Genomic DNA, 22,560 nt, shown 5'->3' with positions numbered 1-22,560 from the left:
CCCGGTTCCCGCTAAGGGAACCGGGCATCATGCTTTTCACCCGCCCTAAAGCGGGCGGACAATCTGCAGGTCGCGCAAGTGGCGGTAGAAGGTGACCCGCTCGAGGGGGCGCTTGTGGCGGACGCCGTCGACGGTGACGGCGAGGGCCGGGCCGCCGGCCTGGACGGCGCGGCCGGTGGTGAGGGTGGGGGCGTCGAAAAGCTCGTGTGAAGTGCGGCGGAAGAGTCGGCGGGGGGCGGTGATGATGCGGACGGCGGCGATGCCGGGAGCGTTCGTCATGGGAACGAGGCGGGCGCCGATGTGGCCGTGGGTGCCGGATTCGTGGCGGACGAGGACGTGGTCATCGACAATGATTTCGCCGGTGATCTCCTTGTCATCCCAGTCGGTGATGGTGGCGGAGCCGGCGACGGCGATGCCGGCGTCGGTGCGGATGAGGGGGACGGGGTGGACGTCGCCACGCAATGCCCCCTCCAAAGCCGCATCCGGTGAGGTGGACAGACCCCAGTTCTGTGCCGCCGTGGACGGGCCGACCGGGACGAAGCCGACGTCGGCCCAGAGGTAGTCGGCGCGCATCATCCGGGTGAGGACGGCGGAGAGGGCGGCGTCGGTGCCTGCGACGATCACCCGAAGCCGCTCGGACACAAAGCCAGCTTGCGGGGCGACAGCTGGGGTGGACAGGTGCTCGACGTCGGGTTGTGCGGCGATGTCATCCAGCGAGGGAGTGGGGTCGACGGGGAGGACGGCGGCGGCGACCTCGTCGAGGAAGCGCAGGTCCTTGCGGGAGGGAATGGCGGGAAGGTCGTGGACGCTCACCTCGGGGGGTGCGCTCAAGGACACGTCGCCGCAGCGCAACAGAAGCACTCGCATGAGCCAAAATACTACGCCAGCATGGGTTGTCACTGGGGATAGGAGTAGAATTGGCTACCGTCTGTGGCCGTAGAGGGCCACCCATTCCCGAGAACTGAGCGGAAGTGACCCAAACTAATGGCTGCAATCGTGATTGTCGGCGCCCAGTGGGGCGATGAAGGCAAGGGCAAAGCCACCGATATTCTGGGCGGGCTCGTTGACTATGTGGTCAAGCCCAACGGCGGAAACAATGCGGGTCACACCGTTGTCGTCGGCGGCGAGAAGTATGAGCTGAAGCTCCTCCCGGCGGGCGTGTTGTCGGAGAACGCCATCCCGATTCTGGGTAACGGCGTGGTCATTAATTTGGAGGCGTTGTTCGAGGAGATCGATGGCCTGGAGGCTCGCGGGGCGGATGCGTCTCGTCTGCGGATTTCGGCGAATGCTCACCTGGTTGCTCCATATCACCAGGTGCTGGATCGGGTGCAGGAGCGTTTCCTGGGTAAGCGCGCGATTGGCACGACTGGCCGCGGTATCGGTCCGGCGTATGCCGACAAGGTTTCTCGGGTGGGCATCCGCGTGCAGGACATTTTCGATGAGTCGATTCTGCGCCAGAAGATCACCTCCGCACTGGAGGTGAAGAACCAAACGTTGGTGAAGATGTATAACCGCAAGGCCATCGACGTCGAGGAGACGGTGCAGTACTTCCTGGGCTACGCCGATCGCCTGCGTCCGATGATGATTGATGCGGAGTATGTGCTGAACCAGGCCCTGGATGAGGGCAAGAGCGTGCTCATGGAGGGCGGCCAGGCAACGATGCTGGACGTGGATCATGGCACCTACCCCTTTGTTACCTCCTCCAACCCGACGGCCGGTGGCGCGTGCGTGGGCTCCGGTGTGGGGCCGACGCGTATTACGGCGTCGCTGGGCATTATCAAGGCCTACACCACTCGCGTCGGCGCGGGCCCGTTCCCGACCGAGCTGTTTGATAAGTGGGGCGAGTACCTGCAGACCGTCGGCGGCGAGGTGGGTGTCAACACCGGTCGGAAGCGTCGCTGCGGTTGGTACGACTCGGTCATTGCCCGTTACGCCACCCGCGTCAATGGTTTCACCGATTACTTCCTGACCAAGCTTGATGTGCTCACCGGCATCGGCGAGATCCCGATTTGTGTGGCCTACGACGTCGATGGGGTGCGCCACGATGAGATGCCGTTGACGCAGTCGGAGTTCCACCACGCGGAGCCGATTTTTGAGACGATGCCTGCGTGGGATGAGGACATCACCGGTGTCACCACCTTTGATGAGCTGCCGCAGAAGGCCCAGGATTACGTCCTGCGCCTGGAGGAGCTCTCCGGTTGCCGCATGTCCTACATCGGCGTCGGCCCGGGCCGCGATCAGACGATCGTGCGCCACGATGTGATGGAAAGCTGAGTACCGTGACGTCCGCGGAGTTCCGCACCGCCTTGCTGCTCGGTTCCGGCGAGGCCTCCGCCGAGGTGTCGGCTGCTTTTCGACGTCTCGGGGTCGCCGTCATCACCGCCACCGACGAAGAGTTGTCGAGTGAGGGGGGAATCGCGGAGCTCGTGGCCACCTACGGCCCGGAGGTCATCGTTCCGATGACCGAGTCCGTCGACGTCGCCGCCCTCACAGAGGCCGAGGCCGCTGGGGTGATGGTGGTGCCGTCGGCACGGGGCTGCGAACTCACCGTTACGCGTGACACGCTGCGGCGCACGGCTAATGAAGAGCTTGGCTTGCCCACGACCGCGTACCGTTTCGTCTCCACGCATGAGGATTTCCTCGCGGCTTTCGCCGAGATGGGTTTGCCGTGTGTGGTGAAACCCGCGACGTTTACCGGCGGGCACGGCCACACCGTCGTCCGCACGCCGGAGCAGATCGAGGCGGCGTGGGAGGTGTCCAACCTGTCGGAGGGGCGCGTCATGATCGAGCGCTTTGTTAACTTCGACTACGAGGTCACGGTCCTGGCCGTGCGGTCCATCGACCCGGCGACGGGCAAGTTGGCCACATGGTTCTGCGAACCGATCGGGCACCGCCACCAGGATGGCCGCTTGGCCGAGTCCTGGCAGCCGATGCCCATGAGCCCGCAGGCCTTAGATAACGCCCGCTCGATGGCCGCCCGGATCAGCAACGCCCTCGGTGGTCGGGGAGTGTGTGCGGTGGAGATGTTCGTCGCCGGCGATGAGGTGTACTTCTCTGGCGTCACCCCGCGCCCCCACGAGGAGGGGGCGGTCACGCTGCGTTCGCAGCGGCTGTCCCAATATGATCTCCATGCGCGCGCCATCCTGGGCCTGCCCATCGATGTGACGATGATTTCCCCCGGCGCCGTGGCCATGGTCTATGAGCCGCTTATCGACGTCGCCCGGGTCCTCGCCGTCCCCGAGACCGACGTCCGGTTGCCTTCCGGGCGTCCCGGCATGGTCCTGGCTACCGCCGAGACCGTACAGGAGGCCCGGGATCGGGCGTTGCTAGCTGCGCGTTAGGCGCATCCGCTGGTGCGGGATGCCTTCGTCATCGAAGGTCTCGCCGACTGGCTCGAAGCCGAAGCCACGGTAGAAGTCGACGAGCGGAAGCTGGGCGTCGAGCACGACGGGCAGGCCGGGGGCCTGCTCGCGGGCCAGCCGCAGGGACTGCTCCATCAGTTCGGCCGACAGGCCGGTGCCCCGCACGGAAGGGTGCAGGCAGAAGCGGCCGAACTTCATGGTGTCGGCGCCGTCGATAAGCGCGGGGTAGAGGCGGGCCGTGCCGACGAGGGTGCGCGGGGTATCCCCGTTCTTCCAGACCTGCAGGTGGAAGGTGTCCGGGGCGGCGTCAATATCGTCGATTTCGGCGTACGGGCACTGCTGCTCGTGGACAAAGGTGTCGACGCGCAGCTTGTACATCTGGTGCACCTCAAGCGGAGCCATGTCCGCCAGGTGGCTTACTGCGAAGTAGATTGTCATGGCGCGCCAACTTACGCCTCTTCGGCCACCTTTGGCGAACCCAGATCCCTGATTTGAGAGCTAGATCACCCTGCCCGGTCGGGCGTGACCGGGCAGAATCAGATCTCGTATTCCGGGTGAGCGTTGGAGACCATCTCGTGCCATTCGACGATCTTCTTGCGCTCGCGGCCCTCCGCCTCACCGAGGGCACGCTCGGCCGCATCAAGGTTGTGCCAGCCATCCCACGTGGTCACGGCAATGCCGCGCTCCTTGAGCATGTCAACCACTGCCTCGGGCTCCGGCTTCGACGGCTCGGCCAGCTTGCCGGAGTTGTAATCCTCCAACAGGATGGTGGTGGTGTCCTTGGCGTCCGACTTTGTGTTGCCGATGAGTCCGACCGGACCGCGCTTGATCCAGCCCGTCGCGTACAGGCCGGGCACGGGCTCGGCGCTATCAAGGTCGAGCACGCGGCCGCCATCGTTGGGCATGACAGCGCGCTCGGCATCAAAAGGCACGCCAGTGACGGCCTCAGAGCGGTAACCGACGGCGCGATAAACGGCCTGGGCTTCCCAGTTGGTGTAAGTGCCCGTGCCGCGGACGTTGCCCGTGCCATCGAGCTCGGTGCGCTCCGTCTTCAGACCCACGACGCGGCCATCCTCGCCGAGGATCTCCACCGGGGACTCGAAGAAGTGGAGGAAGAGCTTGTGCTTGGCGCCCTTGGGCTCCCGGATGGCGTAGCCCTCGAGGGTCTGGCACACCAGGTCCACCGACTTAGAATCGCGGCGGGCCTGCTCGGAGGCCTCGTCGTAGTCAATGTCCTCGGGGTCAACCACCACCTCGACGTTGTCGGAGTGGTCAAGCTCCTTGAGCTCCAGCGGGGTGAACTTGGCTTGCGCGGGACCGCGGCGGCCGAAGACGTGGACTTCCTGCACGGCGCTGCGGTGGAGGTTGTCGTACACGTTGTCCGGGATCTCGGTGACGTGCAGCTCATCGGCGGTCTTGGCCAGAATGCGGGCTACATCGAGGGCGACGTTGCCCACGCCGATGACGGCCACCTTCTCGGCGGTGAGGTCCCAGGTGCGGGAGAAATCCGGGTTGCCGTCGTAGAAACCGACGAACTCGCCGGCGCCGTGGTAGCCCTTCAGCTCATGCCCCGGGATGGCGAGGTCGCGGTCCCCGGTGGCGCCGGTGGAGAAGATAATGGCGTCGTAGTAATCGCGCATTTCCTCGACGGTGATGTCCTTGCCCACCTCAATGTTGCCGAGCAGGCGGATCTCCGGCTTGTCCAAGACAGCGTGGAGGGACTTCACAATGCCCTTGATGCGCGGGTGGTCCGGGGCCACGCCGTAGCGGATGAGGCCGAAGGGGGCGGGCATGCGCTCGAAAAGATCGATGGCTACGTCCTGGCCGGACTTGACCAGCAGATCAGAGGCGTAGATGCCGGCCGGGCCGGCGCCGACGACGGCGACACGCAAGGGACGAGACATAGTCAGACGACATCCTTCACATTAAAGAGGTAAGGGGGCAATTCTCCGGTCCATAGTACTGACCATTGCTCCGTTAAGTTAGTGGCCCCTTTCCCGCTGGCCGGTGGGGGAGCGGGGGGATGAGCAGGGGGAAGCCCCGGTGCCCAATTTGCGGAGGTTTGCAGACTTCAACCGGGCCTCATCGCCCGTCTCATGCCCGGTGATAACGGCGGCAGTTCTGGGATGGGCGACTCCCATGTGGTCGCGTGGCGGACCGCAGAGATGGCCTGTGACGTGGGTTTTTTCTTTTCCCGCCGGGGGCGGCGGGCGGGCAGCCTGTGGGAGTGACGGCGGCGTCGGAAAGCAAAGTGTCTGGTTATGTCGTGTTAAGTCTGAAAATTGATTCCGGGAAGCAGTGTGGCAGGGGCGACATTGGTTATAGAATGGCGACCGATCCCACAGCGACAGAAAGGTTACGCATGTCTGACCCCCGATCGGCACTGCTCAGCGTCGTCAACCGTAATTTCGACGGTGTTGACATTGATGGCCTCGCCGCCTCCCTCGGCCTGGGCGTCAAGCGCCTCGACGAGGTAGAGGCCAAGATTGGCTCCGTCGTGGCAGCCGGCTTGCTCGATGATGGCCCGGCCTTGATCGTTGGCACCGGTGACCTCCACTTCGACAACGAAGTGGCTGCCGCCTACGGCGTCCCCGTCCTCCTGCTCACGGACGCCCCCGGCCGCGCCGTACAGCTGGCAGAACGCCACGCCCAGGAGCTGGATGCCGTCATCGCCGCCGCGGTCACCGAAGATGGGCTGCGCGATGTGGTCAAGCTGAAAAAGGCCCTCAACGTCGAGGTCAGCCCGGTGATGTCCGCTCCGGTCTTTGAAAACTGGCTGCTCGGCCGCGCCAAGGACGCCAAGGCACACATCGTGCTGCCGGAGGGCGAGGACGACCGCATTCTGCTCGCCGCTGGGCAACTGCTCAACCGCGACATCGTGGAAATCACCATCCTCGGTGACCCGGCGGACATTAAGAACCGCGCCGGTGAGCTGGGCGTGGACCTGACCAAGGCCCACATCATCAACCACCTCAGCTCGCCGCTGGCGGAGGAGTTTGCCAACGACTTCGTTGAGCTGCGCAAGTCCAAGGGCGTGACCCTGGAAGAAGCGCGCGAGACGATGCAAGACATCTCCTACTTTGGCACGATGATGGTGCACAAGGGCCTGGCCGATGGCATGGTCTCCGGCGCCGCCCACACCACGGCGCACACCATTAAGCCGTCCTTCCAGATCATCAAAACCACCCCGGACGCATCCGTGGTCTCCTCCATTTTCCTCATGGTCATGCGCGGGCGCCTGTGGGCGTTCGGCGACTGTGCGGTGAACCCGAACCCGACCGCCGAGCAGCTCGGCGAGATCGCGGTCGTCTCCGCGAAGACCGCCGCGGCCTTTGGCATTGATCCCCGCGTTGCCATCCTGTCCTACTCCACCGGCTCCTCCGGCTCCGGCCCGGACGTGGACCGCGCCATCGATGCCCTCGGGCACGCCAAGCGCATCGATCCTTCCCTCAAGGTGGATGGCCCGCTGCAGTTCGACGCCGCCGTCGACCCCGGAGTGGCCAAGAAGAAGATGCCCGACTCCGATGTCGCTGGCCACGCCAACGTCTTTGTGTTCCCCGACCTGGAGGCCGGCAACATCGGCTACAAGACCGCGCAGCGCACGGGCAGTGCCCTGGCTGTTGGTCCGATCTTGCAGGGTCTGAACAAGCCCGTCAACGATCTTTCTCGCGGCGCCACCGTCCCGGACATCGTCAACACCGTTGCCATTACCGCCATCCAGGCCGGAGGAAAGTAAATTGACTTACGCACTTGTTCTCAACTCTGGATCATCTTCCATCAAGTTCCAGATCCTTGACCCCTCCGCCGACGCCAGCGCCGAGCCGCTGGTCTCTGGCCTCGTCGAGCAGATCGGTGAGCCGCAGGGCACCATCGCCATCAAGATCCGCGGCGAGAAGGTCACCTCCGAGCTGCCGGTCCCCGATCACTCCGCCGGTCTGGAGATGGCCTTCGCCATCCTCGCCGAGCACGGTGTTGGCCCGCATGACGTGCACGTCTCCGCCGTCGGCCACCGCGTTGTCCACGGCGGCAAGGTCTTCTCCCACCCGGAAATCATCACCGACCAGGTGGTGGACATGATCCAGGACCTCATCCCGCTGGCGCCGTTGCACAATCCCGCCAACATCGACGGCATCAAGGTCGCCCGTGAGATGCTGCCGGACATCCCCCACGTCGCGGTTTTTGACACCGGTTTCTTCGCCGACATGCCCCCGGCCGCTGCCCTCTATGCCATCAACGCTGAGGTCGCGGGCGCCAACGGCGTGCGCCGCTACGGCTTCCACGGCACCTCACACGAGTTCGTGTCCCAGCAGGTCCCGGCGCTGTTGGGCAAGGACAGCAGCGAGGTCAACCAGATCACCCTGCACCTGGGCAATGGTGCGTCCTGCTCCGCGGTCAAGGGCGGCCACGCCATCGATACGTCGATGGGCATGACCCCGCTCGCGGGCCTGGTCATGGGCACCCGCTCCGGCGATATTGACCCGGGCATCATCTTCCACCTCTACCGCACCGCGGGCCTAAGCATCGACGAGATTGATACGATGCTCAACCGCCAGTCCGGCATCAGGGGCCTGTCGGGGGTCAACGATTTCCGCGCGCTGCGAGAGATGATTGACAACGGTGATACCGACGCCTGGTCCGCCTACAACATCTACATCCACCAGCTGCGCCGCTACATCGGCTCCTACATGATCGCCCTCGGCCGCGTCGACGCGATCACCTTCACCGCCGGTGTCGGCGAGAACGCCAAGTTCGTCCGCGAGGACGCGCTCGCTGGCCTGGAAATGTACGGCATCAAGATCGACCCGGAGCGCAACGATCTGCCCAACGACGGCGCGCGCCTGATCTCCACCGATGATTCCACCATCAAGGTCTTCGTCGTCCCCACCAACGAGGAACTGGCCATCGCGCAGAAGGCCACCTTGCTGGCGAAGGGCTAGAAACACTGCTTATCGACGTCCCCCTTCCTCCCGCATGCGGGAGGTCACGGGGACGTCGATAAGCATTTTTTTAAAACCAGGTGACCGGGCGGACCTGGTTGGCCATGTCCACCAAGTTGTAGCGGTGAATGGGGAAGGGCGCCTGGCGGGCCTGCAAGCGCAGCGTTTCGGCGAGGCCGCGCCGAAGGCCGCGCTGGGTGAAGTGGAACTCGAAGAGGTCATTGGGGGAGGCCGCGGTGTCCACCCCGGCATTGCGGAGGAAGTTGAGCCCCGCCGACATGACGGCGATCTTGATCTGCAGGAAGCGCGGCTCGTTGGTGGGGATCTCCTCCAGACGGCGGGCGGTGCGGCGAATGCGTGATTCGGTGAGCGTGCCGGAGATGAGCTGCAAAATGGTGGTCAGCTGGGCCATGCGGTGATGGCGCGAAGCCTGCGGCACCTTGTCCAGCGCGGCGACGGCCATCTCGATCTGATTCTCGGCCATGAGCTGGCGCGCGAGGCCAAACGCGGAGGACACCGTCGTGGAGTTGGTCGCCCACACCAGACCGTAGAGGCGCATGGCGGAAAAGCGCAGCATGGCGGGATCCTGGGTTTCATACGACCAGTTCTTGGTCAGCTGGGTCAGTTCCTCGCCGTCAATCGTGTCGAGCGTGCTGCCCAGATAGGACGCCGCCCGCGCAGTTTTCTCCGGGATGAGCTGGGAATTGTGGAAACCCAACTGCTGGATAATGAGCTCATCGACAGCCGCCAACGCCAACTTGGGGGCAGCCTCGCCCGGCAGAATCCGCAGCACCTCGGCGAAATGGCTCTGGGCGCTGGAATAATCATCGAGCAGCAACGCAGTGACGCCGGCGTACCACTGGTAACGCCAATCGTGGCCCAACCGCCCCTCCAACGACGTCAGCCACGTACGGGCCTGGCCGGTAAAGCCCAGGTCCAACATGGCGCGGACAACGCCGAGCGGGATCTCCGCCGACTGCTCATACTCCGGCGTTTTCATCGCCTGCCGCAACGTCTCCAGCGCCTCCTGCGGCTCGGTGTAGGAAGAACCGGAGAGCATGGCGGCGCCGACATCACTGCGATCGATGAGCGGGGCGGGCAACGCGGCGACGACCTCCGGGGAGGTGATCCGCACTGTCCGGTCAATGCCGTCGATGAGCTGATCGGTGCGAAACACCAGGTGCTTGGTGCCAAAGGTCGTCCTCTGCGGCGAGAACAGCGAATGCTGAGCGGGGAACTGCTCACCATCGCGCACCGCCAAGACCTCACGCAGCACGCCATAGAGCTGGGTGGACATCTCCTTCACTGAATCAAAACGGCGCTTCGGATCGGGGTGGCAAGCTCGCTCTAAGAACCGGTAGAAGCTCAAATACTTGCGGAAGGTCGGTACCTCGGTGGGGTCCGGCAGGCCCGGTACGTAGATGCCGTCTTCCTTCGGCAGATGCACCGTCAACGCCGCCAACGTCCGCCCCACGGTGTAGATGTCGCTGGCCACGCTCGGACCCTCCGCCGCCACCTCCGGAGCCTGGAAACCCTTCGTGCCATAGATGAAGCCATAAGCGCCGATGCCGGAAACCGCGCCCAGGTCAATGAGCTTGACCTGGTCTTCCGTGACAATGATGTTGTCCGGCTTGAGGTCGTTGTACACCACCCCCCGCGAATGCAGATAGTCCAGCGCGGGGAGCACTTCGAGGATGTAAGCAATGGCCAAATCGATGGGCAGGACATGATCTTCCTGCTCATTCCGGCGGCTACGCAACGACGGCCCACCAACGAACTCCATGACGATGAAACCGCTGGGGACCCGCGGATCATCAATAAAGTTAAAAATCTTCACGATGCCCGGGTGGGTAATATCCGCCAAAAACTCCCGCTCCGCGATGGCAGCCCCGTGCTCATCAGCCGACTTCGTCGACTGCAACCCCTTGAGCACCACGTGGCGGCCCGACACATGATGATCATTGGCCAGATAAATCCACCCCATGCCGCCAAAGGCAATGACGCCCAAGATCTCGTACTGCCCGGCCACCATGTCGCCCGGCTGCAGCTGCGGCTGAGGAATTCCCTTCTTCTCTACCGCCTCGGTCGGGTTAACCAGCGCCTCTTCCGGGTCGGAGGGGCGCACAAACGGCAGGTTGACCATGCCATCGGCAACCGTGCGACCAGTGCGCTCGGCCCTGCGCCGCTGCCGGAAGGTCGACAGCGCCAATTGCCTCGCCCGCGCGGACGTATCGTCGCGCTTGGACAGTGCCGTGGACGTGGGGACAGTGGCGGGGGAGTGATCGCGGAGATTATCCAGATCAGCCAGCAGCGCGGAAATATCCCCCATCGACTCGTCGTACTTACCCCAATCCTCCTCGTCCTCATCATCATCGGCGAAGGGGTCAAAGGCGACGGCCTGGGTGCCGGTGGGGGAATCCTCCGGCTCGAAAACCTCCTCGTGGACTACACCGGTCGTGGGGGTCTCATCCTGGGGGAAGGAGGTGGGTGGCGGCGGGGTGCTCATTGTTCCTCCTCGGCCTTTCCTGCATCGTCCGGATCTTCTGGGCGGTAGTTCAGTGGCGGTGGCCCGGCGGTGGCGTTGTATGCCGCGAACCAGCGGTTATACATCTGCCACCACGTGCCATCCCGGAACAGCCGCTCGATCGTCGAGTTGACCTGCCGGGTCAGCGGGACCGAATCGTAGAGAGCATCGGGCAGCGGCATGGCCACCGCATAGGATTCCGACGCCAACGTACTTCCCACGATCGCCGTGTACGGATCCTGCGCCGCGATACCCGACAGAATCGTGTCATCCGAGAGGATCGCGTCGGCCTGGTGCTGCTGCAACGCCACGAGGCAGTCCGCCCAGCTCCGCGTCTTGAGGATGCGCGATTGCGGCGCATTCAACCGCGCCTTCTCCAGAGCCGTCGACCCGTCGGTGACGCACACCGTGCGGCCCGGCAACTGAGCCACTCCCTTGATATCGGAGTTCTTAATCACCAGCAGGCGAGAATCCGTGGTGAGGTACGGCGTGGAAAACAGCACCTGCTCCTGGCGCAGGCGGGTCACCGTCATCGTGCGGATGACCATATCCACGTCGTGGTTTTCCAATGCCTCGGCCCGGGAGGCGGACTCAATGAAGCGGAAATCAACGCGGTCCGGGTCGCCGAAAATATCGCGGGAAATTTCCCTGGCCAGGTCCACCTCGAAGCCCCGGAGCTCGCCGGTGACGGAATCGCGATAGGACAACAAATTCTGGGATTGATCGACGCCGACGATGATGCGCCCGCGGTGAACAATCCGCGGGATGAGCTCGATGGGGGTGCGATCATCGGGGCGGAAGGATCCGATGATGTCGCTGGTGTTGATCTCCTGCGGTGGCTGATCGCCCGGGTTTTCCACCGTGGCACCGGCGGGAAGGGGCGGGCCGTAGGCGTGCGCGGCCGGACGATCCTCATCATCCGGGGTATCGGTCGGATGGAGGGATTCGAAATTGAGCGGGGTGCAGGCGGAGGCGGCGATGCTCACGGCCAGGAGGGCGGCGAAGAATCGGGTTTTAGCGTGGCGGGTTTTGCCGTTGCGGAGGCGCATCACAGGTACTCCTGCAGGCGGGGGCGGATGCCGATCCACACCGCGGCGATGGCCGCGAGCGACAATATGAGGACCGCAGTGGCGACGAGCTGCGTGGCAGCCAACCCGTCGTTGATGAAGGCGCGCATGGAGGAGCGGGCATCAGCGATGAGGCGGGAGAGGGCGGCGTCGAGCCGGTCATACGATCCTGCCGAGGTGGCCGGTTCCCCCGGCGTGGCCAGGTTCGTGGTCGCTTGCCGCATTGCCTCCTGGTAATCACCGTCGACCATCGCGCCGGTGAAGCGGACGTGGGCGGCCTCCCAGTCGGCGAGGGCGCTGCGGGCCTCGGTGATGAGGGTGAGGTTGCGGTCGCCCGTGCCGCGCGGATTGTGCCCCTCGGCTTGCTCGAAATCATCCAGGGCGTCGGTGACGGCGCCGGTGGCTGATTCGAATTGGGTGGTGGAATCGGCCACCGATTGCCGCCTGACCAGGGCTAGTGTCTCGGAGGTGCGGGCCTGCTGCGCCTGGATGCGGGAGGCCGTCAGCGAATCCCACGGCATGGAGGCTTCCGCGAAGCCGCGCGTGCCGGCTTGCCACGTGCTGAAGTTGGACACGCTCACCCACATGATGGCTACGATCATGAGGCCCGTCGCGGCGAGGAAGCCCTTGTTGAGCCGGCGTCGTGTCATCCGCCACAGCGCCCACTGGGAGAACACGAGGAACACCACGGCGGCCAGCAACCCGGAGAGCGGAACCCATTGTGGCTGGGTGAGGTTGTTTTGCTGTTCCCGGACCTCGCGGCTGGTCAGTGCGAAGAGTTCGGCGGCGGCGGGCAGGATGTCTTCGCGCATGAGGCCCGAGGCCTCGGCCATGTACGCCACGCCGACTGGGTTGCCCACGCGGTTGTTCGTCCGGGCCGTTTCGATGAGGCCCGTGTAGATGGGGATTTGGCGTTCAATGCTGGCGATGAGGTCGAGCGCGCGGCGATCGTTGAACCCAATGCCCGCGGAGGATTCCGCCGCTGACACCATCGCGCGATCGATCGCGGCGTTGTAGCGGTTGCGCGTCCCCGCTGGTTCTACTCCCGCCTGGACGAACCCGGTCGTCGCGATCGTATCGGCCAGTGACAGGGAGGTGTAGAGGTTGTGTGCCGAGTAGCTCATGGGCTCGGTGGTGGTGAGCAGGACGTCAAGAGATTGTTGCCGGTCCGCCGAGGACTGCGACATGGAATACCCGGCGGCGAAAATGGATAAGGACAGCAGCAGCGCAATGCTGAGCATCTTGCCGGGCGTGGTGACCAGGTAGGAAAAAACCCGCCGCAGCCATAACCACGGCACCGAGAACGTATCCATCAATCGGCTGGATACGGAGCGGCGGCGGAATTCCTCATCGGAGGTAACCTGGTCCAGCCAGTGATCCTGGGTGTCTTCGGGGACGTCCGCCCCATCGTCATCCACCAGGACGGCGCGCCGGGTGGAGAGGGCACCGGACATAGCCCGTAGCCTGGTGCGGCGGTATTTCAGCGCCCCGGCGCGGGAAGGTTTTTCCACGGCGGTATGTGCAGGCTCGCCAGAGTCCTTCGCGCCGGTCATTGACTCATGATAACCCCGAATTGTGTCCGATGTCATGTGCCTGAGGGGTGTCTATTGTCGTTTTTATGGAAGGTGATGGAAACGGGTGGGCTGCCGGGCCCGCGGGAGTGCGCGTGTGGGGCCGGTTCGGTGCTGCCGGGCTCATGCTGCTGGCCGGATCAGGCGAGGACAGGCGGGTGCTCATGCAGCACCGCGCGCAGTGGACCAATCAGGGTGGCACCTGGGCGTTGCCCGGCGGGGCGAGGGATTCGCACGAAACCGCCGTGGAGGCTGCCCTCCGGGAGGCGATGGAGGAAACCGCCGTCGATCCCAGCCTCGTCGAGGTGTTGTACACCGAGGTCACCGCGGGCCCTTACCCTGGGGATCAGTGGACCTACACCACCGTCATCGCGCAGACCGTGACGGGGGAGCCGCTCCCGGTGGATCCTAATGAGGAATCCCTCGAACTGCGGTGGGTGCCGTTGGGTGCCTTGGACACGTTGCCGCTCATGCCCGCGTTCGAAAGCGCACTCCCGGGGCTTCTACAGGCCATTCACAGGATTTCTTCCTGAATGCTGTGGCAAGGTGTACAGCATGATTCAGCTTGAAGGTCTGACCAAACACTATGGCCAGGTCCGCGCCGTCGAGGATCTCACATTCACCGTCGAGCCCGGCGTCGTTACCGGCTTCCTCGGCCCCAACGGCGCCGGTAAATCCACCACGATGCGCATGATTCTGGGGTTGGATAACCCGACCTCTGGCACCGCGCTTATCGACGGCCGCCCCTTCCGCGACTTCCGTCGCCCCCTCAAGCAGGTGGGCGCCTTGCTGGACGCCAAAGCCGTCCACCCCAATCGGTCTGCCGCCAACCACTTGAAGTGGATGGCCCAGACCAACGGCATTTCGCCGCGCCGGGTAGATGAAGTCTTGGGCCTCGTGGGGCTGAGCGACGTCGCGGGGAAGAAGGCCGGCGGATTCTCCCTCGGCATGGGCCAGCGCCTCGGCCTCGCCGGGGCTCTCCTGGGTGATCCCCGTGTGCTCATCCTCGACGAACCCGTCAACGGCCTCGACCCCGAGGGCATCCGCTGGGTCCGTGGCCTGCTCAAAGCCCTCGCCGCAGAGGGTCGCACCATCCTCATCAGCTCGCATCTGCTGTCGGAGATGGCGTTGACCGCCGACCGCCTCGTCGTCATCGGACGAGGTCGCCTCGTCGCCGACACGACCACGCATCAGTTCATCCGCGAGCACTCCGCTGCCGTCGTCCAGGTCCGCACCGAGCGCCAGGAGGACTTCGCGGCCCGCCTCGCCGAGCTGGGCTTCGCCTCCACCACCTCCACCGACCCGGACGGCCGCCCCGTCCTCGAAGTCCCCAACCGCAGCACCGATGAAATCGGCGCCCTCGCCTTCTCTGAGGGCTTCGCGGTCCGGGAGCTCGCGCTACGCCAAGCCAGCCTCGAGGACGCCTTCATGGACTCCACCACCGATTCCGTCCAGTACCAGGCCAGCGGCCAGGAGGCTCAGTAACCCATGTTCATCAACACCCTTGCTTCCGAATGGACCAAGCTGCGCACCACCCGCTCATTCTGGTGGACCACCGCCCTTTTTGTCCTCATGTCCGTCGGCTGGGCCGGCGTCATGGGCTATACCGCCATGGAGGCCGACGGCGGGTTCCCCACCATCTGGGCCTCCTCCATCGCCACCGCCGTGTACCTCCTGGGCTTCTGCGTGCTCATGATCCAGGCGATCATGATCATCACCACGGAGTATCGCTACCAGGTCCAATCGGTCACGTACCTGGCCACCCCCCGACGCTGGACCGTCGCGTTGGCGAAGCTGCTGCTCTACGCGGCTATCGCCGCTATTTTGACCTTCGTCGTCGTGGTCGCTGGCTTCCTGCTTGCCGACGCCCTCGCCCCCGCTTCCGCAGCCGCCCTCTTCGAGCCCTTTAAGGACGAGTCCGCCCTCCTCATCATGTGGACTTTCCCGACCGCAGCTGCGGCCCTGGTCGTCTTCTCCCAGGGTATGGCGCTCTTGCTGCGCCAAACGGCGGGCACCGTGGCCCTCATGCTCGTGTGGTTCATGGGCCTGGAAAGCATCGTGCGCCTCATCCCCAACTGGGGCAACGACATCGCGCGCTTCCTGCCCTTTGAAAACCTCAACGCCTTCGTCATGAACACCCCCGTGCAAGACGCCCCGTGGGGCGTCCACGGCTCAGGCGTCTACTTCTTCGCCTGGGCCGTCGTGCTGTGGGTCTTGGGGGTCGTCGCGCTGCAGCGGCGCGATGCCTGAGGCTGGCAGCGTGACATAGATTCTCTAGAATCCCGCGTACTACCTATCATTTCCCCAGGTCGCAGCCCAGCGCGATCTGCATTTTAGAGAATCCTTGCGCTCCCGACATCCTCATCGCGACGCGAGCAGCGTATGAGTAACGATGATCACCACCGGCAGGGCCAAGTAGCCGCCCGCAATGAGCCCAGCCGTGAGGGAATAGCTGCGCGAGGCGATACGCCCTGAGAACTCTGCCATGGCGAACAACATGGAGCGCAGGGGCTTGAGGAAGAAGACGAGCAGGCAGCTGCCCAGGTTGAAAGCCACGTGGACCAAGGCGGCCTGGACAGCAAAGGAACCCATGGAGCCGGGCACCGCCAAGGCGGTGAGCAGGGCTGTCAACGTGGTGCCTACGTTCGCGCCGAGGGTAATGGCCAGGATCTCGCGCTGTCGCAATGACTGCGTCACTGAGAATGGCAGCAATGAGGAGATCACCACCGACGAGGCTTGGGTCAGTGCGGTCGCCGCCGCTCCCGAGAACAATCCCAACGCCTCGGAGGATCCCGAGGAGCGTTCCATGAGGGTGCGGGTTTTCGCGGCTGTCAGGGTCGACAGCAGGGAACTCAACACCCGCATGCTCACCATGATGAGCACGGTGCCGATGAGGATGCTCATCACGGGCGCGACGCCCGAGGGGAAGACGTCACCGAGCCATCCGCGGAAGCCGATGGTGTTAATGATGGGCGATACGAGCTCCAGTACGACGTTGCCGGTGGGGGTGTGTTGGGAGCCTTCACCAAGGAGTGTTTCGGACACCCAGCCGGTGAATGACCGAAGGGGGTGGAAGGCCAGCTCCAAGACGAAGGCCACCATGACAAACACCAGGTTGAAGGAGCTGTGGAGGGAGGCGGCGGCGAAGGCGCGTCGGAAATTTCCCCGGTCGCCGACGAAGCTGAACGCCACCAGCAGGGGGGTGAGGGTGGTGCCAATGTTGGCGCCCAAGATGATGGGAATGGCCACAGGGACTGACACCCCTCCAGTTCCCACGGCGGCCACCGTCAAGGCGGTGACGGTGGTGGAGGATTGGAGTGATGCCGCGGCGACGATGCCGATCAGCACACCGATGATGGGGTTGGTGGCAAGGTCGAAGAGCCGGGCAACGGCACCGGAGCCGACGCCGGAAGCACCGTCGAGGATAAGGTACACCGCCACGAACATGACGGCGATGGTGGCTACAACTGCGCACCAGCGCACTGATGATCCGAGCCGCGATAGTGCAACGAAATCTCGATCGGCGGGGATGTGGCGAGGATTGACAAAATGGTGTGTGCCGGGAAGGGACGGTGGACGTGTGTGTTCGGCGGTCACGTCGACCACCCCGACGAACTTTTACCCTGATACTCAGACATTTCTCATCAAATCTATCATCCCGGCTGAGCGGCTCTGCGTGGACTAAAGCGTGGACTAAAGTGTGCGAAATGACGAAGCATGCCAACGATGCCCACCCAGCGCCAGGGCAGGACGACAAGCCGATCGGCGTTCCGCTGCTCTTAGGCCTGGCGCTGCTGTCGGCGTCGGCTCCTTTCTCTATTGATATGTACTTGCCGGCCATGCCTGGCATCGCCGCAGAGTTGAGCACGACACCGGCGATGGTGCAGTTGACTTTGTCGGGTTTCCTGGCGGGTTTGGCGATCGGCCAGTTGGTTATCGGCCCTATTTCGGATGCGATCGGCCGACACAAACTCATGTTGGGTGGTGCGGGCATCGCCCTGGTGGCTGCCGTTATTGCGGCGGTGGCCCCGAACATCGGCATCCTCATTGGTGCCAGGCTCATCCAGGGTCTGGGGGCGGGTGCATGTATCGTGCTGGCCCGAGCCGTCATTCCGGATCTGGCGAAGGGAGCCGTGGCGGCTCGAGCATTTTCACTGCTCATGTCCATTCAGGGCGTGGCTCCGATCCTCGCTCCGGTGGCGGGAGGTCTGCTCCTCGACCCGATCGGGTGGCGCGGGCTTTTCTGGGTCCTCGCCGGGATCGCGGCGGTGCAGATGCTCGTCGTCGTGTTTGTGATTGGGGAATCGAAGCCGCCGGAGGAGCGGAGCCCGGCCACCGTTCGTGGCATCGTGGGCAACTATGCCTACGTGCTTCGTAGTGCTGGCTATCGCGGGTACTTGGTCGCCTTTGCATTCACCTTCGCGGCGATGTTTTCGTACATTTCGGCCTCCTCGTTTCTTTTCCAAGAGGAGCTGGGCTTTAGCGCCCAGACCTACGCGCTGATCTTCGCCTTCAACGGCGTGGGCATCATTTTGGGAACGATTGTCAATGGTCGGCTCATCGGTCACATCAATACGCAGCGGTTGTTGCTCATCTCGCTGGGGATTTTCATTGCCGCCAGCGCGGCGCTCCTCCTGGTGGTGAGCATCACGCCCATCGTCCCGGTGATTGTCGGGTTGCTGTTTATTGCTATGGCGCAGACCGGCATCATCATGGGCAATGCCACGGCCCTGGGCACGGGGCTGGTGCGTGAGCGGGCTGGTTCGGCCTCGGCGCTGATGGGGTTCGCTCAGTTTGGCATTGCGGGCTCGATTAGCCCGGTGATGGGATTGGGGGCTAACCCGGGGTTGAACATGGCCGTTGGCATGCTGGCCTGCTCGTTGATTGCGCTAGCCGGTGCGGTGTACGCCGGGAAGCAGACTACTGCAGCGCCGACGTCAGCTTCATAACGTTGTCGGTGTAACGGCGGAAGAAGCCGCGTTGGTTCCAGTCTTCCAGCGTCAATAGGCGGGAGACGGCGAGGTAGGCGGTGGCTAGTTCGTTGAGCTGGTCGATGAGGTTGCCGTGGGTGATCATGAGCGTCGACTCGTAGTTGAGGCCGAAGCTGCGCATGTCCATGTTGGAGGAGCCGAGGGTGCCCAGGGATTCGCCGTCCTCGTCGGGGTCGGCGAGGATGAACTTGGAGTGGAGGACGTAAGGCTCGGGGAAGAGGTGGATGTGAACGCCGGCCTCGAGGAGGGCTTGGTAGTAGGAAGACTGGGCGTGGTGGACCATGAACTGGTCGGACTTTTCGGAGACCAGCAGGTCGACGTGGACGCCGCGGTAGCAGGCGGTGGTAACTGCTTCGAGTACTGATTCGTCGGGGATGAAGTAAGGGGAGCAGAGGACCAGGCGTTTTTGGGCGTGGTGGATGATCGAGGTGAACATGCGCAGCACGGGCTCGGTGGTGTAGCCGGGGCCGGAGGGGACGAGCTGGACTACGTTGTCGGAGGGTTCTTCGTCGATGCCGGGTTGGTCGTGTTCGCGCTCGGGAGGGATGATTTCGAGGAGGTCGCCGGTTTCGGAGTACCAGTCGACGGCGAAGACGAAGGCCATGGAGGAGACGACGGGGCCGGTGAGTTCGGCCATGAGGTCGATCCATTGGCGTTCGGGTTGTTGGCTTTCGCGGACGCGGTAGTAGCGCTCGATCATGTTGGTGGAGCCGATGAAGCCCAGACGGTCGTCGATAATGAGCAGTTTGCGGTGGTTACGCAGGTCGGGGCGGCGGAAGCGGCCGCGCCAGGGCTTGAGGGGGAGCATGAGTTGCCATTCGACGCCGATGGCGGTCAGGCGTTTGCCCAGGGAGAGGTAGCGGGGGTATTTCAGGGAGCCGACTTGGTCGAAGAGCAAGCGCACTTTGACGCCGCGTTGGACGGCGCGTTCGAGGGCGCGGAAGAAGACGTCGGTGGTCGAATCCCAGGCGGTGATGTAGATCTCGACGTGGACGTGGTCGGTGGCGGTGTCCACGGCTTCGGCCATTCGCCGCAGGGTTTGGTTGTAGTCGGTGTGGAGGCCTTCGTTGTGGCCGACGACGGCGGGGATGTTGGTGAGCTTGCGGTTGAGGCGGATGATGGATTGGACTTCCTCGGAGAGGTCGACGTACTGGGGGAAGTCGGGGGTGTCGGCCTGGATGTCTTCGATCATCGCGTTCGCTTCTTGCTGGATGCGGTGGCGGCGTCGGTTGATGTACGGCGAGCCCATGAGGAGGAACAGGGGCAGTCCGATGAAGGGGAGGAGCAAAATGGCCAGCAGCCAGGCGGTGGAGGAGCTGGGGCGGCGTCCTTCGGGGACGAAGCCGATGGCGAAGATCTTGATGGAGTAGTCAATGATCAGGCCGATCATTTGCCAGGTACTCAGGTCGAAGGCGATGTTCATCTAGCGGACCTCGTCGTAGTCTGCGGTGGGGACGTAGTCCACGACGACGGGTGCGTGGTCGGAGGCTCCTTTGCCGGCGCGTTCTTCAATGTCGACGAACGCGGCGCGCGCCTGCCCGGCTAGGGCTGGGGTGGCCAGCTGGAAATCGATGCGCATGCCTTCGCCCTTCTGGAAACGCAGGCTCTTGTAGTCCCAGTAGGTGAAACGCTCTGCGGTGAGGGGGCGGGTGACCTCGGTGAGCCCGACGTCGATAAGCCCGTCGAAGGCTTGCCGTTCCGGCTCGGTGACGTGCGTTTTCCCTTCGAAGAAGGCGGGGTCCCACACGTCGATGTCAAGGGGGGCGACGTTGAAGTCGCCGAGGTAGACCGCCCGATGCGAGGGGTCCTCGCGCAAGGTGTCCGCGATGTGGAATTTCAGGTTGTAGAGCCAGCGGAGTTTGTAGTCGTAGTGCGGGTCGGCGATTTCGCGCCCGTTGGGCACGTACAGGCTCCACACCTTCACGCCGTTGCACGTCGCGCCGATGGCGCGCGCCTCCACGTCCTGCGGTTGGGATGGGTCTTTGTCGAATCCGGGTTGTCCGGGGAAATGCTTATCGACGTCCGCGAGGCCCACCCTTGATGCAATCGCCACACCGTTCCACTGGCTCAGGCCCATGTGGGCTACCTCGTAGCCGGCTTCTTCGAAGGCGAGGTAGGGAAATTTATCGTCTGAGCATTTGGTTTCTTGCATCGCCAGGACATCGACATCGTGGCGGTGCAGGAATTCCACGACTCGCTCCGCGCGGGTTCGCACGGAGTTGACGTTCCAATTGACGATTCGCATGTAGTACAGACTACCTGTGAGTTAGCTCCGCGCTGCGATGTCGATGGTGCTCTCCGAAACCCAGTTTGCTATACAGTGCGCGCCCCGCCGCATTGGAGGCGATGACTTGGAGGTAGGCGCGATCAGCGCCGTTGGCGGCGCCCCAACGCAACATGTCGATGCCGAGGCGGGTGCCGAGACCGCGGCGTCGATAAGCAATGTCGACCTCGACGGCCGAATAACCGAGCCAGAGACTGCCATCGCCCGAGGATGTGAGGGTGCCGCGCGTGATAGCGACGGTCTCACCATGGGGGGTGAGCAGGCGGCCGAAGCCCATCTGGCCGTCGATCTGTTCGCGCAACAGCTCGAGCGCCCGGACGGGGAGGGACTGGCCGCGGAAGTGGTAGAGGGCGAGCCAATCATCGTCGGGCTGGTCGTCGACGTGGAAGCGCAGCTCCGGCGCGGCATCAGAGACCGGGACATCCGCCAACGACCTGGTCATGACGATAATTTCCGGGCCTAAGGTCCAGCCGGAGGCGGTGAGCTTTTCCGCCGGGGCGCCGATGCGCTCGGGAATGAGCAGGCGGACGGGCAGGTCGTGGCGGGCGTAAAAGGCGGTGATCTCATCCAGCGGAACGGCCTCAAACCCCGCCGAGGGGCCGAGCGGCACGGCAGAATTGGAGCGTTCCGTGATGCCATCACCGGCGCGCATGAGCCACTGACCGTTGGCGGTCCACGTGTGCTCGGTGCCCGGGAAAGCCTTGGCGGTGGCGACCTCGACGGCGCGGATGTCGGAGTTGCGGATCATGCGCGGGGAGAGTTTCTTCAGCACCTTCACCTGCTCTGGCGGGATCTCCAGCGACTCCGCCTCGCTGGGAAAACCGCCGACCTCCTGCGGGCGCACCACGAGCGGATCGACGGACACCACGTGGCCGATGACATCGCTGAGATGGCCCGGGGTGTCCGGCAGGATCCGGCGAACGACGATCCGGTCGCCCACCTGCGGCTCATCAGAACGGAAGATCCCCATCAGTGCCCAAAGGGATCGTCGTCGACGCCCGGCATCCACGTCATACCGGCTTGGTTCCACCCGTTGGCCTTGATCGCCTTTTTGGCTTGGCGCTTGTAGCGGCCGATGAGCACGTCGGTGTACACGAAGCCATCGAGGTGACCGACCTCGTGCTGCAGGCAGCGGGCGAAGAAACCGGTACCGTCCACGGTGATCTCGTTGCCGTCGGCGTCGAAGCCGGTGACGGTGGCCTCGTGCGCCCGCGGCGTCGGGAAGCCCTCGCCCGGCAGAGAGAGGCACCCCTCGTCGTCGGTGCCATCATCGGCGGGCATGGTCTCCGGGATGGCGGAGGTGGTGAGCACCGGATTAATCACGCACCCGGTGTGCATAACGCCCTCATTGTCGGGGCAGTTATAAACGAATACGCGCTTGCTCACCCCGACCTGATTGGCGGCCAGGCCAACGCCATTGGCCACGTCCATCGTCTCAAACATGTCCGTGATCAGCGTCTGCATCTCCTCGGAGGCGATGTCAGCGGGGTCGACGGGAGTAGTCGGATGATGGAGCACGGGGTCGCCGTGGATAACAATGGGGCGCACAGTCATGCTCTACAGTTTAGGCATGTCCGAGCTCTCCGAATCCGACGCCCGCCTCTTGGCGTTCGAGGAACGCGCGCCCCGCTCGGCCGGCACCAAGGAAGAGGCCATCCGGGCGCAGTTGGGCATCAGCCCCGTCCGTTATTATCAGCGCCTCAACCTGCTTATCGACGTCCCCGCGGCCATGTCCGCCCACCCCGTCCTACTGTCCCGCCTGCGGCGGGTCCGCGACAGGCGCGCCGGTGAGCGGGCGCTGCTCAACGAAAAGCTAGAGTGACT

20 protein-coding genes are annotated in these 22,560 nt (G+C 64.1%); 9 read left to right on the top strand and 11 right to left on the bottom strand.

The features are described from left to right. Window positions 1–45: 45 nt before the first annotated feature. On the bottom strand, window positions 46–867 hold the full coding sequence (locus tag CTEST_RS11800; protein WP_047253899.1) for a diacylglycerol kinase catalytic domain-containing protein: 822 nt from the start codon (window positions 865–867) through the stop codon (window positions 46–48). 117 nt (window positions 868–984) lie between these two features. On the opposite strand from CTEST_RS11800, the gene CTEST_RS11795 reads away from it, so the two are divergent. Both CTEST_RS11795 and purT read left to right on the top strand, forming a co-directional pair. Then, a complete protein-coding gene (locus CTEST_RS11795) occupies window positions 985–2,274 on the top strand; it encodes an adenylosuccinate synthase (RefSeq protein WP_047253898.1) in 1,290 nt (429 codons plus the stop codon). A 5-nt stretch (window positions 2,275–2,279) separates the two neighbouring features. Then, complete coding sequence (gene purT, locus CTEST_RS11790) at window positions 2,280–3,341, top strand: formate-dependent phosphoribosylglycinamide formyltransferase (RefSeq protein ID WP_236686093.1); 1,062 nt, start codon at window positions 2,280–2,282, stop codon at window positions 3,339–3,341. Here purT and CTEST_RS11785 read toward each other — a convergent pair. Both CTEST_RS11785 and CTEST_RS11780 read right to left on the bottom strand, forming a co-directional pair. Then, entirely contained in the window at window positions 3,327–3,800 is a 474-nt protein-coding gene (locus CTEST_RS11785) for a GNAT family N-acetyltransferase (RefSeq protein ID WP_047253897.1), read from the bottom strand. The two genes, purT and CTEST_RS11785, sit on opposite strands and share 15 nt — an antisense overlap. A 98-nt stretch (window positions 3,801–3,898) precedes the next feature. Next, window positions 3,899–5,266 carry an FAD-dependent oxidoreductase gene (locus CTEST_RS11780; protein ID WP_047253896.1) on the bottom strand — a complete coding sequence of 456 codons (1,368 nt, stop codon included), beginning with the start codon at window positions 5,264–5,266 and terminating at the stop codon, window positions 3,899–3,901. A 458-nt stretch (window positions 5,267–5,724) separates the two neighbouring features. Here CTEST_RS11780 and pta point away from each other — a divergent pair, with 458 nt between their 5' ends. Beyond that, window positions 5,725–7,098 carry a phosphate acetyltransferase gene (gene pta, locus CTEST_RS11775; RefSeq protein ID WP_047253895.1) on the top strand — a complete coding sequence of 458 codons (1,374 nt, stop codon included), beginning with the start codon at window positions 5,725–5,727 and terminating at the stop codon, window positions 7,096–7,098. Between the two features lies 1 nt (window position 7,099). Further along, complete coding sequence (locus tag CTEST_RS11770) at window positions 7,100–8,299, top strand: acetate kinase (protein ID WP_047253894.1); 1,200 nt, start codon at window positions 7,100–7,102, stop codon at window positions 8,297–8,299. Between the two features lie 70 nt (window positions 8,300–8,369). On the opposite strand, the gene CTEST_RS11765 is transcribed toward CTEST_RS11770, so the two are convergent. From CTEST_RS11765 to CTEST_RS13620, 3 genes are read right to left on the bottom strand one after another with little or no spacing between them, the layout of a single operon-like run. Continuing rightward, the gene (locus CTEST_RS11765) at window positions 8,370–10,805 is read right to left on the bottom strand and encodes a serine/threonine protein kinase (protein WP_047253893.1); all 2,436 of its coding nucleotides are present in this window, start codon (window positions 10,803–10,805) and stop codon (window positions 8,370–8,372) included. Beyond that, complete coding sequence (locus CTEST_RS11760) at window positions 10,802–11,872, bottom strand: glutamate ABC transporter substrate-binding protein (protein ID WP_047253892.1); 1,071 nt, start codon at window positions 11,870–11,872, stop codon at window positions 10,802–10,804. Before CTEST_RS11760 ends, CTEST_RS11765 begins: the two co-directional genes overlap by 4 nt. After that, window positions 11,872–13,443, bottom strand: coding sequence for a hypothetical protein (locus tag CTEST_RS13620; protein WP_144413282.1), 1,572 nt, complete (start codon window positions 13,441–13,443; stop codon window positions 11,872–11,874). The genes CTEST_RS11760 and CTEST_RS13620 overlap by 1 nt, the downstream gene beginning before the upstream one ends. A gap of 65 nt (window positions 13,444–13,508) precedes the next feature. Between CTEST_RS13620 and CTEST_RS11750 the strand changes: the two genes are divergently transcribed. From CTEST_RS11750 to CTEST_RS11740, 3 genes are read left to right on the top strand one after another with little or no spacing between them, the layout of a single operon-like run. Next, window positions 13,509–13,994: an NUDIX domain-containing protein gene (locus tag CTEST_RS11750; protein ID WP_047253890.1), complete on the top strand. Its 486-nt coding sequence runs from the start codon at window positions 13,509–13,511 to the stop codon at window positions 13,992–13,994. 22 nt (window positions 13,995–14,016) lie between these two features. Next, on the top strand, window positions 14,017–14,946 hold the full coding sequence (locus CTEST_RS11745) for an ABC transporter ATP-binding protein (protein WP_047253889.1): 930 nt from the start codon (window positions 14,017–14,019) through the stop codon (window positions 14,944–14,946). Window positions 14,947–14,949: 3 nt separating this feature from the next. Next, a complete protein-coding gene (locus CTEST_RS11740; RefSeq protein ID WP_047253888.1) occupies window positions 14,950–15,711 on the top strand; it encodes an ABC transporter permease in 762 nt (253 codons plus the stop codon). A gap of 111 nt (window positions 15,712–15,822) precedes the next feature. On the opposite strand, the gene CTEST_RS11735 is transcribed toward CTEST_RS11740, so the two are convergent. Next, window positions 15,823–16,944, bottom strand: a complete 1,122-nt coding sequence (locus tag CTEST_RS11735) for a Na/Pi cotransporter family protein (RefSeq protein ID WP_144413281.1) — start codon at window positions 16,942–16,944, stop codon at window positions 15,823–15,825. 224 nt (window positions 16,945–17,168) lie between these two features. Here CTEST_RS11735 and CTEST_RS11730 point away from each other — a divergent pair, with 224 nt between their 5' ends. Beyond that, a complete protein-coding gene (locus CTEST_RS11730; protein ID WP_052844393.1) occupies window positions 17,169–18,410 on the top strand; it encodes a multidrug effflux MFS transporter in 1,242 nt (413 codons plus the stop codon). Here CTEST_RS11730 and cls read toward each other — a convergent pair. The 4 genes from cls to CTEST_RS11710 are packed head-to-tail and all read right to left on the bottom strand — an operon-like array spanning window position 18,382 to window position 22,290. Further along, window positions 18,382–19,875 (bottom strand): cardiolipin synthase, encoded by a 1,494-nt coding sequence (gene cls / locus CTEST_RS11725; protein ID WP_047253886.1) that lies wholly within the window; start codon window positions 19,873–19,875, stop codon window positions 18,382–18,384. The genes CTEST_RS11730 and cls overlap by 29 nt on opposite strands. Then, window positions 19,876–20,697, bottom strand: a complete 822-nt coding sequence (locus CTEST_RS11720; protein WP_047253885.1) for an exodeoxyribonuclease III — start codon at window positions 20,695–20,697, stop codon at window positions 19,876–19,878. A gap of 10 nt (window positions 20,698–20,707) precedes the next feature. Next, the gene (locus tag CTEST_RS11715; protein ID WP_144413325.1) at window positions 20,708–21,709 is read right to left on the bottom strand and encodes an N-acetylglutamate synthase, CG3035 family; all 1,002 of its coding nucleotides are present in this window, start codon (window positions 21,707–21,709) and stop codon (window positions 20,708–20,710) included. Next, complete coding sequence (locus tag CTEST_RS11710) at window positions 21,706–22,290, bottom strand: peptide deformylase (protein ID WP_047253883.1); 585 nt, start codon at window positions 22,288–22,290, stop codon at window positions 21,706–21,708. The genes CTEST_RS11715 and CTEST_RS11710 overlap by 4 nt, the downstream gene beginning before the upstream one ends. Here CTEST_RS11710 and CTEST_RS11705 point away from each other — a divergent pair. Next, complete coding sequence (locus CTEST_RS11705; RefSeq protein ID WP_047253882.1) at window positions 22,289–22,558, top strand: DUF3263 domain-containing protein; 270 nt, start codon at window positions 22,289–22,291, stop codon at window positions 22,556–22,558. The two genes, CTEST_RS11710 and CTEST_RS11705, sit on opposite strands and share 2 nt — an antisense overlap. Window positions 22,559–22,560 lie beyond the last annotated feature (2 nt).

The sequence above is a fragment of the Corynebacterium testudinoris genome (assembly GCF_001021045.1).
GTDB classification, from domain to species: Bacteria; Actinomycetota; Actinomycetes; order Mycobacteriales; family Mycobacteriaceae; genus Corynebacterium; species Corynebacterium testudinoris.
This window is presented reverse-complemented; position numbering and strand designations above follow the sequence as displayed.

Bases quoted from the DNA above. Each gene is read 5' to 3' on its own strand.
- CTEST_RS11800 (WP_047253899.1), bottom strand. From the start codon at position 867: ATGCGAGTGCTTCTGTTGCGCTGCGGCGACGTGTCCTTGAGCGCACCC.
- CTEST_RS11795 (WP_047253898.1), top strand. From the start codon at position 985: ATGGCTGCAATCGTGATTGTCGGCGCCCAGTGGGGCGATGAAGGCAAG.
- CTEST_RS11785 (WP_047253897.1), bottom strand. From the start codon at position 3,800: ATGACAATCTACTTCGCAGTAAGCCACCTGGCGGACATGGCTCCGCTT.
- CTEST_RS11780 (WP_047253896.1), bottom strand. From the start codon at position 5,266: ATGTCTCGTCCCTTGCGTGTCGCCGTCGTCGGCGCCGGCCCGGCCGGC.
- pta (WP_047253895.1), top strand. From the start codon at position 5,725: ATGTCTGACCCCCGATCGGCACTGCTCAGCGTCGTCAACCGTAATTTC.
- CTEST_RS11765 (WP_047253893.1), bottom strand. From the start codon at position 10,805: ATGAGCACCCCGCCGCCACCCACCTCCTTCCCCCAGGATGAGACCCCC.
- CTEST_RS11760 (WP_047253892.1), bottom strand. From the start codon at position 11,872: ATGCGCCTCCGCAACGGCAAAACCCGCCACGCTAAAACCCGATTCTTC.
- CTEST_RS13620 (WP_144413282.1), bottom strand. From the start codon at position 13,443: ATGACCGGCGCGAAGGACTCTGGCGAGCCTGCACATACCGCCGTGGAA.
- CTEST_RS11750 (WP_047253890.1), top strand. From the start codon at position 13,509: ATGGAAGGTGATGGAAACGGGTGGGCTGCCGGGCCCGCGGGAGTGCGC.
- CTEST_RS11745 (WP_047253889.1), top strand. From the start codon at position 14,017: ATGATTCAGCTTGAAGGTCTGACCAAACACTATGGCCAGGTCCGCGCC.
- CTEST_RS11740 (WP_047253888.1), top strand. From the start codon at position 14,950: ATGTTCATCAACACCCTTGCTTCCGAATGGACCAAGCTGCGCACCACC.
- CTEST_RS11730 (WP_052844393.1), top strand. From the start codon at position 17,169: ATGACGAAGCATGCCAACGATGCCCACCCAGCGCCAGGGCAGGACGAC.
- cls (WP_047253886.1), bottom strand. From the start codon at position 19,875: ATGAACATCGCCTTCGACCTGAGTACCTGGCAAATGATCGGCCTGATC.
- CTEST_RS11720 (WP_047253885.1), bottom strand. From the start codon at position 20,697: ATGCGAATCGTCAATTGGAACGTCAACTCCGTGCGAACCCGCGCGGAG.
- CTEST_RS11705 (WP_047253882.1), top strand. From the start codon at position 22,289: ATGCTCTACAGTTTAGGCATGTCCGAGCTCTCCGAATCCGACGCCCGC.
- CTEST_RS11710 (WP_047253883.1), bottom strand. From the start codon at position 22,290: ATGACTGTGCGCCCCATTGTTATCCACGGCGACCCCGTGCTCCATCAT.